This is a genomic window from uncultured Brevundimonas sp. (genome assembly GCF_963977465.1).
GTDB lineage: Bacteria > Pseudomonadota > Alphaproteobacteria > Caulobacterales > Caulobacteraceae > Brevundimonas.
The window spans coordinates 254,662-266,013 of record NZ_CAXBOQ010000004.1 but is presented as its reverse complement, the minus strand read 5'-3'; the positions used below and the strand labels follow the sequence as shown (position 1 = coordinate 266,013).

At 68.8% G+C, this 11,352-nt stretch carries 12 protein-coding genes; 3 read left to right on the top strand and 9 right to left on the bottom strand.

Translation table 11 applies throughout. From position 1 onward, the window contains the following. Positions 1-22 precede the first annotated feature (22 nt). Positions 23-463: a DUF6173 family protein gene (locus tag AAC067_RS10405; protein WP_339932212.1), complete on the top strand. Its 441-nt coding sequence runs from the start codon at positions 23-25 to the stop codon at positions 461-463. 9 nt (positions 464-472) lie between these two features. On the opposite strand, the gene pip is transcribed toward AAC067_RS10405, so the two are convergent. Together pip and AAC067_RS10395 are read right to left on the bottom strand one after the other, a co-directional pair. Next, positions 473-1,447, bottom strand: coding sequence for a prolyl aminopeptidase (gene pip / locus AAC067_RS10400; protein ID WP_339932210.1), 975 nt, complete (start codon positions 1,445-1,447; stop codon positions 473-475). 28 nt (positions 1,448-1,475) lie between these two features. Beyond that, positions 1,476-1,847 carry a DUF423 domain-containing protein gene (locus tag AAC067_RS10395; RefSeq protein ID WP_339932208.1) on the bottom strand — a complete coding sequence of 124 codons (372 nt, stop codon included), beginning with the start codon at positions 1,845-1,847 and terminating at the stop codon, positions 1,476-1,478. 50 nt (positions 1,848-1,897) lie between these two features. Here AAC067_RS10395 and AAC067_RS10390 point away from each other — a divergent pair, with 50 nt between their 5' ends. Continuing rightward, positions 1,898-3,061, top strand: coding sequence for an MFS transporter (locus AAC067_RS10390; RefSeq protein WP_339932206.1), 1,164 nt, complete (start codon positions 1,898-1,900; stop codon positions 3,059-3,061). A 3-nt stretch (positions 3,062-3,064) separates the two neighbouring features. Here the strand turns inward: AAC067_RS10390 and AAC067_RS10385 are convergent, their stop codons facing one another. From AAC067_RS10385 to AAC067_RS10375, 3 genes are all read right to left on the bottom strand, one after another. Continuing rightward, complete coding sequence (locus AAC067_RS10385; RefSeq protein WP_339932204.1) at positions 3,065-3,664, bottom strand: hypothetical protein; 600 nt, start codon at positions 3,662-3,664, stop codon at positions 3,065-3,067. 113 nt (positions 3,665-3,777) lie between these two features. Continuing rightward, positions 3,778-6,345, bottom strand: coding sequence for a tipN (locus tag AAC067_RS10380; RefSeq protein ID WP_339932202.1), 2,568 nt, complete (start codon positions 6,343-6,345; stop codon positions 3,778-3,780). Positions 6,346-6,471: 126 nt separating this feature from the next. After that, positions 6,472-6,657: a hypothetical protein gene (locus AAC067_RS10375; protein WP_339932201.1), complete on the bottom strand. Its 186-nt coding sequence runs from the start codon at positions 6,655-6,657 to the stop codon at positions 6,472-6,474. 165 nt (positions 6,658-6,822) lie between these two features. Here AAC067_RS10375 and AAC067_RS10370 point away from each other — a divergent pair, with 165 nt between their 5' ends. Beyond that, a complete protein-coding gene (locus tag AAC067_RS10370; protein WP_339932199.1) occupies positions 6,823-8,346 on the top strand; it encodes a phospholipase D-like domain-containing protein in 1,524 nt (507 codons plus the stop codon). Here the strand turns inward: AAC067_RS10370 and AAC067_RS10365 are convergent. The 4 genes from AAC067_RS10365 to AAC067_RS10350 all read right to left on the bottom strand — a co-directional run bounded on the left by AAC067_RS10365 (position 8,312) and on the right by AAC067_RS10350 (position 11,337). Continuing rightward, positions 8,312-9,070, bottom strand: coding sequence for an endonuclease/exonuclease/phosphatase family protein (locus AAC067_RS10365; RefSeq protein WP_339932197.1), 759 nt, complete (start codon positions 9,068-9,070; stop codon positions 8,312-8,314). The genes AAC067_RS10370 and AAC067_RS10365 overlap by 35 nt on opposite strands. 67 nt (positions 9,071-9,137) lie before the next feature. After that, complete coding sequence (locus AAC067_RS10360) at positions 9,138-9,824, bottom strand: TPM domain-containing protein (protein WP_339932195.1); 687 nt, start codon at positions 9,822-9,824, stop codon at positions 9,138-9,140. Next, positions 9,824-10,660: a TPM domain-containing protein gene (locus AAC067_RS10355; RefSeq protein WP_339932193.1), complete on the bottom strand. Its 837-nt coding sequence runs from the start codon at positions 10,658-10,660 to the stop codon at positions 9,824-9,826. The genes AAC067_RS10360 and AAC067_RS10355 overlap by 1 nt, the downstream gene beginning before the upstream one ends. Beyond that, positions 10,657-11,337, bottom strand: a complete 681-nt coding sequence (locus AAC067_RS10350) for a LemA family protein (RefSeq protein WP_339932191.1) — start codon at positions 11,335-11,337, stop codon at positions 10,657-10,659. Before AAC067_RS10350 ends, AAC067_RS10355 begins: the two co-directional genes overlap by 4 nt. Between the last annotated feature and the right edge of the window lie 15 nt (positions 11,338-11,352).

Genomic DNA, 11,352 nt, shown 5'->3' with positions numbered 1-11,352 from the left:
GGGCAGGCGATAGGCTGGGACCATGAGCAGTCCGATTCCCAAGGCCGATCCGGCCATGTTCGCCCCCTGTCCGCAGCCCGTCAGCGCCATGGCCCCCGAGGGGGCCGCGGCGATGGCCAAGGGCGTCAAGATGCGCGAGAATCCGGCCGAATGGGCTTTCGTGCGCCTGTCGAAACTGATCGAGGATTTCGAAAAGGGTATCGACAAGGACGAGGAGGTCGGCGCGCGACTGGTCGGCCTGCCGGGTGACGGGACCATGCAGATCGAGGATCTGGGTTTCTGGGGCCCGGACCTGATCCTGTTTCTTGGCAAGAACGCTCACGGCAAGACGGTGCGTCTGGTGCAGCACTACACCCAGATCAACGTCCTGCTGAACGCGGTGAAGAAGCCGGAGGAACGTGAGGCGCGGCGGATCGGCTTCCAGCTGAGCGAGCTGGTCGAGAAGACCAATCCCAAGGACTAAAGCCTTGTTCTAGAGCGTCGTGGCCCAGTCGGTTCCGCGGATCAGGCTGTCGATGATGCCGGGCTCGGTCGAGGCGTGGCCGGCGTCGGCGACGATGTCCAGCCGGGCCTCGGGCCAGGCCCGGTGCAGGGCCCAGGCCCCGGAGATCGGGGTGACGACGTCGAACCGGCCCTGGGCGATCCAGGTGGGGATGTGGCGGATACGGCCGACGTTCTTGATCAGCCAGTCTTCCTCCGGGAAGAAGCCGCCGTTGACGAAATACCAGCATTCGATGCGGGCGAAGGCGACGGCGAAGGCCGGGTCGGCGAATCTGTCGGGGCGACTGGACGGGCCCTGGACGCTGACGGTTTCGCCTTCCCAGCTGGACCAGGCGATGGCGCAGCGCTCGCGTTCAACCCGGTCGTCGCCGGTCAGCCGCTTGTAGTAGGCGGCCATCAGGTCGTGGCGTTCGTCTTCGGGGATCGGGGCCAGGAAGCGTTCCCAGGCGTCGGGGAAGATCATCGAGGCCCCGTCCTGGTAGAACCAGTGCAGCTCCTTGCGGGTCAGCAGGAAGATGCCGCGCAGGATCAGGCTGATGGCCCGTTCCGGATGGGTGATGGCGTAGGCGAGTGACAGGGTTGAGCCCCAGGAACCGCCGAACACGACCCAGCGGTCGATGCCGCAGCGTTCGCGCAGTCGCTCGATGTCAGCGATCAGGGTCCAGGTGGTGTTGTCTTCCAGCGAGGCATTTGGGCGGCTCTGACCGCAACCGCGCTGGTCGAACATGACGATGCGGTATTTGGCCGGATCGAAATAGCGCCGCATGCCCGGATTGACCGAGCCGCCCGAGCCGCCGTGCAGGACCAGTACCGGCAGACCCTGGGGGTTGCCGCTTTCCTCGTAATAGATTTCGTGGGGGCCCTCGGTCGACATCCAGCCGGAGGCGAAGGGTTCGATCTCTGGATAGAGCTCGCGGCGGGGTGTTTCGGGCGCAGTAAAAGCCATACGGGACTAAAACTCTCAGCTTGACGGGTCAGGCGTCGGTAGTTTGTGTGCGGAAACCGGCGATTGCCAGCAAAATCCAACCTAAAATCATAAACATTCCACCAACGGGAGCGACCGCGCCCATGATCGACAGACCGCCGAGGGCGATCAGCGACAGGGCCGTGGCGAAGACCAGGCCCCCGGTCGCGGCCAGCCAGCCGGCGGCGCGGACCAGCCGGTCGCGGGCCGGCCAGACGGCACAGACCAGAGCCAGAACGGCATGGGCCAGCTGGTAATGGGCACCGGTGGCCAGCAGGGTCTTGACCGCAGGTCCGGCACCGTGGGCGGCGAAGGCCCCGGTCATCACCGCCATCGCGCCGTTCAGGGCCGCGAACACCACCAGATTTCGGGATCGGATCATGGACGAAATGCCTAGCCCATGAGAGCGGCCGAGTCTGCTATCGGTCCGCCATGACCGCCGCCCACCGCATGGCCCTTCAGTATGTGTTGCTCTTCGGTGCCACCGGGGTGAGCCTGCCCTATGCCGGGCTGTGGTTCCGGGCCCAAGGGCTGTCGGGTGCCGAGATTGGGGGCCTGCTGGCGGTGCCGATGCTGGCGCGGGTGCTGACCGGCCCGCTGATCGCGGTGTGGGCCGATGGTTTCGCGACCCGGCGCGCACCGATCGCCATTCTCGGCCTGACCGCAGCGCTGGGCTATGGCGCGGCGGGGCTGGTCGACGGCTACTGGGCCTGGCTGGTGGCCTGGTTCGTCGGAGCCAGCGCGGCGGCGGGGATCATCCCGCTGACCGATGTGCTGAGCCTGAGGCTGGCGCGGCACGGCGGGTTCGCCTTTTCAGTGCCGCGCGGTTTCGGGTCGGCGGCCTTTGTCGTCGCCAATGTGGTGATGGGGGCCCTGCTGGTGCGGGCCAGCGTCGATCTGGTGATCATCTGGATGGTGGTTGCGGCTGTGCTGATCGCCGGGGTCGCGGCCTTCGTCCTGCCGCCAGAGCCGGTCGACGAGGCGGGCCCCATCCTCGGGGTCGAGCGGTTCCGCGGCATGGGACGGCTGGTGGTCAACCCGGCCTTCATGACCGCCATCTTCGCCATCGGCGCGGTCCAGGCGGCGCATGCCTTCTACTACGGATTTTCGGCCATCCTGTGGAAGGCGCAGGGGCTGGCCGAGAGCCTGACCGGGCTGTTGTGGGCCTTTTCGGTGGTGGTCGAGATCGGCTTCATGTGGTGGATCGAGCCGTGGCGGCGGCGGCGCGGGGTCGGGCCGTGGCTGATGCTGGTCATCGGGGCCGGGGCGGCGGCGGTGCGCTGGACCGCCATGGCCATGGCCCCGCCGCTGTGGCTGCTGTGGCCGCTGCAGGCCCTGCACGCGCTGAGTTTCGCCGCCACCTATCTGGCCGGGGTCGAGATCGTCGAACGGCTGAGCCCGACGGGCAGCCACACGGCGGCCCAGACCCTGAGTTCGGTGCTGTCGGCGGGGATATTGATCGGCCTGGCCACGGCGCTGGCGGGGCCGCTGTACGACGCCTTCGGCGCGGGCGGTTATCTGGCGATGACGGGGCTGGCCCTGACCGGGGCGGTCGCGTCGCTGTGGGTGCGACGGTCGCTGGCGAAGACGCCTTGAACCCTAGACGCTGTGCGAGCGGGGCAGGGGCGACAGGTGGCTGGCGATGGCTTCGGCGGCAGCCTTGACGGCACGCTGGACCGCGGCGTCCGACGCCGCGGCGGGTGCCCGCAACAGGCCGATGGCCGGGCTGTCGATACCGTCGGGCAGGCCGGAGAGGATGCGAAACAGCAGATAGCTGCCGGCGTCGGCTTCGGACTCGGACGAGGCCGCCGCCGCCAGACCGGCATCATTCAGGGCCTGGACGATTTCGGCGACCGGGGCCGTGGCCCGGGCCACGCCCGGGCCGGTGTCATCGAGGCGGCGGGTGCCGTCGAGGACGCGGTTTTCGGCCCGCATCTGCACGTGGAAGGACTCGCCGTTGCTGGTGCGACCGACCAGCAGCAGGGCCCGGCAGCCGTGCTGCTCGAGTTGGTCCTGGAGGGTCGTGGCGAGGGTGTCGGGGTCATCGGCGGCGACGGGGACGGTCCGTGCCCCGGGCGGATTCCACGCAATGCCGGACAGGTCCTCGACCGGGTCCCAGCCGGTTTCGGCGGCGTCATAGGCGCAGATCACGATCGCGGGTCGGCGATCGGGCGCGGCGTCGGCCTGGATATCGAGCATGGACCCTGCTTGCGCGTGACATTTACATGACGGCTGGATGACGGTGTCCTTAACCTCCGGCTCGCGTCAAGCGCCGATTGGCCGCCACCCGTGACGGCGGTGAGGTTCCCGGATCAGCCGAGGTCGCCGATGGCGGCGTCCAGCAGCATGAAGGCGCGTCCCCCGTCCGACGTCAGCAGGGCCAGAACCGCGGCCCCGTCGCCGGTCCGGGCGCGCAGGCGCTGGCCGAAGCCGTGCACGAACTGTTCGGCATCATCACGCAGCTCGGAATCGCTGAGCACCCGGCGCGAGACGCTGCGCACGGCGGCGGGGGCGACCCGGCGCACGATCTGGCGGGCCCGGTCGGGATCCCGGTCGGCGATGGCCTGTCCGGACTCCTCGACGCGGGAGCGGGGCAGCAGGGCATTGGGATCGACGCCCATGCGGCGGATCGCGGCGATGATCCGTTCGGTCAGGATGTCGAGCTGGGCTTCGGTCTGATCGGTGCCCTTGGCTTCGGGCATGATCGGCGTGTCCAGATCCAGCGGGGATTCATCCGCGTCACTGTTCTCCAGATCGCTCCAGTCGAGGCGGTCGTCGGTCGGGGTCGGCGGCGGAGTCTTGCCGGCGGGCTCGAGCTTGAGCCGGCCGCGCAGGCCGAAACCACGGCCTTCCTCGGCACGGGGCGGCCGGGCGCGGGGCGAGTCGCCGGATTTCGGCTCTTCGGCGGGCTCGGGCTCGCGGCGGCGGGGCGCGGGCGTGTCGCCGGACACGACCCCCATCAGCCGCACGGCCTCGGTCAGCATTTCGTAGTTGCGGCGCACCCGCTCCTGGAAGCCGGCGTCGAGGGCCTCGGTGTCCTCGGCGGCCTTGCGCGAGGCGGCCGACAGGGCGGCCAGACCTTCCTCGACGGAGGTGCGAACGGCATCGATCCTTTGCTGGGCCTGGGCGGGCAGATCGCTGGCACGGTTGTCCAGTTCGCCGATGGCGTCCTCCATGCGGGAGAAGGTCGTGTTCATCCGCTCCACGGTGGCCTCGAGGCGTTCCAGCGCCCGTTCGCCCGCCTCGTCGACGAGACCGGCGGTCTCCCCGACCAGACGACGCGCGCCTTCGATGCGGGCGTCAGCGGCCTGATCGGCCTTCTGGGCGGCGTCGAACAGGGCCTCACCCAGTCGGTCGGCGCGCACCTGGGCCTGATCCGCAGCCCCGGACGCGGCGAGCCGCGAGTCCTCGGCCGTGGCCTGCAGGGCAGCCAGGGCCCGGCGGGTTTCCTCGACCAGGTTGTCACGCGCCTCGGCGGCCATGGCCTCGAAGCGATCCAGCGCGACCTTGGTGGCGTTGTCGAAGCCGTCGGCCTCACGCTGGGACATGTCGACGAGGGCGCGGAATTGATCGGTGGCCGCGTCAACCAGCTCCTTGAGGGCGTCGGTCGAACTGGTCGAGGTCTGACCCAGGTCGGCGGCGGCGGCCCGGGCGGCCGACAGCTGCTCGATCAACTGGGCCCGCTGGCTCTCGACCTGGGCGGAGAAATCCTCCTGATCGGTGCGCAGGGCATAGGCAGCGGTGACCAGGGCGGCGCGCTGCTGGCCGAGACCGGCCTCGACCGACTGGATCTGTTCGGACACGCCGGTGCCGGCGTTCTCCAGCCGCAGGGTCTGGCGGGCCAGATCGTCTGCGGCGATGCGGGCGGCGTCCTGGGCTTCACCGGCGGCGGCGGCCAGGTCCGCGGCGCGGGCGGCGAGGGCGGCCTCGGCCTCGCGCAACTGGGTCTGGGCCAGGTCGGAGGCATCGATGACCATGCGCGACTGGCGTTCCACCGCATCGAGGACACTGGCGGCCTGGGTGTCGAGCTGCAGGCCAAGGGTCTGCATGCCCTCACGCTCGCGGCCCAGCTGTTCGGCGAGGCGGCGGGCGGTGCGCCCGGCGGTCTCGGCAGCCTCGTTCAGGCGGGTGGTTTCCTCGGCCAGGGCCTCACGCAGCAGGGTCATTTCGGAGCGTGCACGCTCGGTGGCCAGAGAGGCCTGATCGATGTCCTGACGCAGGGTGGTGAGAACCTCCCCGGCCTGTTGGGCGGCCAGCGCGGTCGGGGCGACCAGGGCCTGGGCCAGCTCGCGGGCGCGGCGGGTTTCCCCGGCGATGGTGGTTCCCTGACGGACGGCGTGGGCCAGCATGATGGCCAGGCCGGTCGGGGCGAGGGCGATCAGGGCATAGATGGCCAGCCGCAGGGGCTCCAGTTCCACCACGCCCGAGCCGACCTCATAGGCCAGCATCGAGGCGACGCCGCCGATCCACAGGACCGATCCGGCCCCGGCGATCACATAGGCCGACCGGCTGGCCGGGGCGGGCAGGTCGGAAGCCAACACCGACGACGCGGAGGCCGAAGGCATGGACGGCGGGTCCCAGGCGACGGGGGGCGCGTCGGCGGATTCGGCGAATTCGGGGGTAACGGCCGGCGCGGCCCCGGACTCGGCGGCGGGCGGCGGCGGTTCAGCGGCACGTTCTGCGCTCAGACGTCTTTCCTCGGCCAGTCGCCGACGGCGACGCTCGGACATTGGACGCTGCGGCTGGGCATTCGAGTCGACCGTGGGTTCGGCGTCGGCCTTTGAGTCCAGTGCCGTTTTACCGGCGGTCGCCCGTGGCTCGTCGGGCGACGGAAGCTCAAGGTCGGTCAGGTTCAACGGCGTACGTTTCGGAGGCTTCATGGAGCGTCGATCTCGATCCCGGGGACGTCATCGCGGCCGAGGCGCGCGCGCGTCGACAACCCTAGCGACTTAGCGGAGGGGAGCAAAGGCGGCCGGGGTGATTCCCCATGACGGGTCGTCGATCGCTCAACAATCGCGATCGGCTGCTGCGGCGGGTGCGATTACGGTTGCGGGGGTGTTGTCACAGTCCACGACGCGGTGGATTTCGCGGTCCGCCTGGCGGGGCGAGTGCATGTTGACGCCAAACTGGGACAGGGCCGCGGCCGCCAGCAAGGCGATAAAACTGGCAATCATCTGGATCAGCGCCTGCATCGCCGATCTCCCCCGGTTCCAAAACGACGGTGTTTCTATGCGCCAAAACCGACGATCGGGCAAATACCGGTCTTCGGCAGGGATGCGCCTTGTTGACCAGGTCGCCATCTCCGTGGAACGGATGGCCGGTTCAAACGTCCTGGATGCGGCGCGTATCAGGACGTCATGCGAATCGGTCAGGCTGACGCCATGCACAATGAGACCGACAACCATGATCAGAGCCTGCTGCATCCGGGACAGGATTGCTGGCGGGTCGAAACGGCGGGCCGATTCTCCGTTCTGATGGAGAACGAGGCCTATTTCGATGCGTTGAAGTCGTCGCTGGACAAGGCCAGGCGCTCGATCGTCATCCTGGGCTGGCAATTCGACCCGCGGACACGGCTGGATCCGGAATCCCAGTATGGTGACCGACAGGCCGAGATCGGCCACCAGCTGCGGATGCTGGTCAAGTCGCGGCCGGATCTGGACGTGCGGCTGCTGATCTGGAAATCGCCCCTGCTGATCGCCGCTTCACAGGGATTCTATCCGCATCTGGCCCAACGATGGTTCCGCAAGCGGATGGTGGAGTTTCGCCTGGATTCACCTGGCCCGATCGGTGCCTGCCACCACCAGAAGGTGGTGATCATCGACGACGCTATCGCCTTCTGCGGCGGCGGCGACATCTCGACGGATCGTTGGGATTCGTCGGAACACCTCGACGGCGATCCCCGACGTTGCCAGCCCTCGGGCCTGATCTCGGACCCGCGTCACGAGATCATGTGCGTGATGGACGGGGCCGCGGCCCTGGCCCTGGGCGACCTGGCCCGCGAGCGCTGGTTTCGGGCGACCTGGGAACGGACGGTTCCCGATACCGTGTCCGACGACCCCTGGCCCGACGGTGTCGAGCCTGATCTGATCGATACCCCGGTGGCGATCGCCCGCACCGAGCCCAAATGGCGCGGGCGCGGTGAGGTCCGCGAGAACGAGACCCTGTATCTGGAGATGATCCGCAAGGCTCGGCGGCTGATCTATATGGAGAACCAGTATTTCACCTCGCCGGTGATCGCCGCGGCGCTGGCCGAACGGCTGGCTGAGGCGGACGGCCCCGAGGTGGTGCTGATCTCGACGGCCGGGAGTCCGAGCTGGTTCGACCAGATGACGATGGATACGGCCCGGTCAGAAGTGCTGTTCCGGCTGGAAAGCGCTGACTCCAACGGACGGTTCTCGGCCTTTGCCCCGGTGACCGAGGAGGGGGGCCGGATCATCATCCACGCCAAGATCGCGGTGATCGACGATCAGGTGATCCGGATCGGTTCGACCAATCTAAACAACCGGTCACTGGGACTGGATACGGAGTGCGACGTGGCGGCGGAACCGGGGACCGAGGCCGGGCGCGCGACGATCGCCCGCATCCGTCATCACAGCATCGGCCATTTTATCGGGGTGACGGCGGAGGAGTTCGCCGCAGCCGAGGCGGTGATGGGTTCGACGGGCGCGGCGATCCTGCATTTCGATACCGGGCGCATGCAGCCTTTGGGGGCCGCGCCACCGTCGGCCGTAGAACGGTTCATCGCCGAGTGGCAGCTGGGCGATCCCTCGTCGTCGGATGATGCCTGGCGTCCGTGGCGACGGCGAAATCCGTCCCAGCGCAGCGCGCCGGGGCGGCTGAGCGACCTCAGGGAACGTGACGGCGAGTCGCTTCCGGATTGACGTCGAAATCCATGATCAGGGGCAGGTGATCCGAGGCCATCCGCGCCAGCGGTGAGAACGGGGCCGACATCGACCGGACGATAATATCGGAGCTGACGAAGCAGTGGTCGATGCGGATCGCCGGAAAGCTGGACGGGAAGGTCTTGATCGAGGGCTTCAGGCCGAGGGTGCGCTGGGCGTCGGGCAGGCGGTGCGCCAGCAGCTGATAGGGCCGGGTCATGGAGGTGGCGTTGAAGTCGCCGGTCAGGATGGTCGGCCCGGCACAGTCCGGATGGGCGAGCCAGTCGGGGCCCGCCAGGGCCTCGGCCTGCAGGCGCTGTTCGCGCGGGACCAGACCCAGGTGGGTGTTGAGGATGTTGACGGGCACGCCGTCGATGTCGATGACCGACCACAGGGCCCCGCGCGGCTCCAGCCCCGGAATGCCGCGGACCGTCGGCAGGCTGGCGGACCGGATCAGGCGTTCGGGGTGGCGGGTCAGGATGGCGTCGCCGTACAGTTCGGCCTCGACTTGCATGGCCGGGTGAAAATGGAAGGACATGGACAGGCCCTGGGCAATGGCACTGGCCTGGTCGATGAAGCCGGTCCGGGCGCGGCCGACGTCCAGTTCCTGCAGGCAGACGATGTCCGGATCATGCTCGGCGATGACGCCGACGATGCGTTCAATGTCGAGCCGGCGATCCACCCCGACACAGCGGTGGACATTGTAGGTCAGAAGGCGAGGCATGGCGTCCTTGGCGAGTGGCGGGGCCCGTCCTGCAGTGGGCGGAGCGCCGCGACGGCGTAGCGGGTGGTCAGATCACGACCAGGCGGTCGGCGATCTCATTAGGGTTCTTTGCGCCGGGCGGGAACTGTTCGGCCAGAACCTTGCCGCACAGGGCGACGGCCTGTTCGAAGCCCTCGACCGGCCGGTCCGAGCGCAGGCCGCGGACCAGCACCTCGACGGCCCCGGCCCAGACATCACGGTCGACGCGGGTGTGAATGCCCTCGTCGGCGATGACCTCGACCTGATGGTCCGACAAGGCGGCGAAAATCAGCACGCCGGTGCGGCCCTCGGTCATGTGCAGGCCATGGGCGAGGAACTGGCTCAGGGCGACGCGACGGACGCGAGCGCGGCGGATGGCGCGGGGTGTCACCGCGCGGCGCACAAGCGGGATCGAGGTGAACATGAAGACGGCCAGGAAGACGGCCGCCTGAACGATCGCATAGGCCGACAGGGTGCGGCCGACCGTCACCTCACGCGCGGCCAGGTGGACGACTTCCCAGCTGTTGCCGAAACCGGGCAACCAGGCGGCGCTGAAACCGAGCGGGACCAGAGCCAGGGGCAGGATCAGGGCGGCGGCCGCGGCCCAGCCCAGCGAGATGTCGCGATAGGACGAGACCCGCCCCGCCAGCACGCAGAAAATCTCGCCCGAGGTCCGGGTCTCGGCCTCGGCGATGGCGAGGCCGATGCGGGCGTGATCCTCGGCTGTGAGTTTCATCACCATCCTCCCGAAGCCCCGCCGCCACCGAAACTGCCGCCGCCGCCGCTGAATCCCCCACCACCGCCGCCGAAACCGCCGCCGCGTCCACCGCGGGAGGCGTTCTTCAGGGCCTCGGCCGCGCCCCAGATCAGGATCGGGGTCAGGCCGTCGCCACCGCGCCGACGCCGCCCCCCGGCCGATGCCGCGCCGATCAGGCTGAACAACAGAAACAGGAAGACGATACCGATGACCACGATGGCCCTGAACGGCAGTTCGGTCTGCGGAGACGCAGCCTCGGCGGCCAGGGCCTGGGCCTCGACCGGATCGAGTCGCAACTGGGTGTCGATGGCGGCGACGCCCTGGGTGATTCCGGCCTCATAGCCGCCGGTGCGGAAGGACGGCAGGATCTGGTTCTGGATGATCAGGGCTGACAGGGCGTCGGTCAGGACGGATTCAAGGCCGTAGCCGACCTCGATCCGGACCTTGCGTTCCTCGGGCGCGACGATCAGCAGGGCACCGTTGTTGCTGTCTTTCTGGCCGATGCCCCAAGCGCGTCCCAGCTGGTAGCCGTAGTCCTCGATCTCGTGACCCTCGAGACTGGCGACGGTGACCACCACCACCTGATCGCCGGTGTCCCGCTCAAGCGCGGCGAGGGTTTCGGTCAGTTCAGCCTCACGGGCCGGGCTGAGCAGTCGGGCCTGGTCGACGACGCGGCCGGACAGGGCCGGGAAGGTTAGCGGCGCGGCGGCGGAGGCGGGAACGGCGGCGATCAGCCAGACCAGCACCACGGCGATGAGGGCGGGAATGGACCACCCGCCCGAACGATCAGCCAGCGACTGGCGGGTCGGGCTCACGGAGCGACGGTCGCCGGTGGCGTCGCGCCGGGTGCGACCGGCGGAGCGGTGCCGCCCGGCGCGGACGGTGAGAGGCCGTCAAAACTGACCGTCGGTGCCGTCTGGGCCTGGGGGGTGGCGCTGAACAGCTGCATCGGCTCGGCGTCGGACTGAAGGGTCTTGGCCCAGATCACGGTCGGGAAGGTCCGCAGTGACGTATTGTAGGACTGGACCGCCCCATTGTAGTCGCGCCGGGCGACGGCGATGCGGTTCTCGGTGCCTTCCAGCTGGGACTGAAGGGCGAGGAAATTCTGGTTGGCCTGAAGCTGCGGATAGTTCTCGACGACCATCAGCAGGCGCGACAGGGCCTGGGACAGTTCGCCCTGGGCCGCCTGGTAGCGCTGGAAGGCGGCGGGGTCGTTCAGGGTCTCGGGAGTCACGGTCACGCCGGTGGCCCGGGCCCGGGCCTCGGTGACCTGGGTCAGGGTCGTGCGCTCCTGAATGGCCGCGCCCTGAACCGTCGACACCAGATTGGGGATCAGGTCGGCGCGACGCTGATACTGCGACTGGACATCGGCCCAGCGTGCGTTGGCGGCTTCCTGTTTGGTTGGAATGGTATTGTAGCCGCACCCGGCCATGGTCGGCAGGATGATGACGGCCGCGGCGATGGCGGATGCGCGCGGGGTGAGCCGGATCATGGACTTCTCCTGGAC

What these genes read in the sequence shown, in the direction of transcription:
- AAC067_RS10375 (WP_339932201.1), bottom strand. Translation starts at nt 6,657, where the DNA reads ATGCAGGCGCTGATCCAGATGATTGCCAGTTTTATCGCCTTGCTGGCG.
- AAC067_RS10395 (WP_339932208.1), bottom strand. Translation starts at nt 1,847, where the DNA reads ATGATCCGATCCCGAAATCTGGTGGTGTTCGCGGCCCTGAACGGCGCG.
- AAC067_RS10380 (WP_339932202.1), bottom strand. Translation starts at nt 6,345, where the DNA reads ATGAAGCCTCCGAAACGTACGCCGTTGAACCTGACCGACCTTGAGCTT.
- AAC067_RS10385 (WP_339932204.1), bottom strand. Translation starts at nt 3,664, where the DNA reads ATGCTCGATATCCAGGCCGACGCCGCGCCCGATCGCCGACCCGCGATC.
- AAC067_RS10370 (WP_339932199.1), top strand. Translation starts at nt 6,823, where the DNA reads ATGCGAATCGGTCAGGCTGACGCCATGCACAATGAGACCGACAACCAT.
- AAC067_RS10365 (WP_339932197.1), bottom strand. Translation starts at nt 9,070, where the DNA reads ATGCCTCGCCTTCTGACCTACAATGTCCACCGCTGTGTCGGGGTGGAT.
- AAC067_RS10360 (WP_339932195.1), bottom strand. Translation starts at nt 9,824, where the DNA reads ATGAAACTCACAGCCGAGGATCACGCCCGCATCGGCCTCGCCATCGCC.
- AAC067_RS10405 (WP_339932212.1), top strand. Translation starts at nt 23, where the DNA reads ATGAGCAGTCCGATTCCCAAGGCCGATCCGGCCATGTTCGCCCCCTGT.
- AAC067_RS10350 (WP_339932191.1), bottom strand. Translation starts at nt 11,337, where the DNA reads ATGATCCGGCTCACCCCGCGCGCATCCGCCATCGCCGCGGCCGTCATC.
- AAC067_RS10390 (WP_339932206.1), top strand. Translation starts at nt 1,898, where the DNA reads ATGACCGCCGCCCACCGCATGGCCCTTCAGTATGTGTTGCTCTTCGGT.
- pip (WP_339932210.1), bottom strand. Translation starts at nt 1,447, where the DNA reads ATGGCTTTTACTGCGCCCGAAACACCCCGCCGCGAGCTCTATCCAGAG.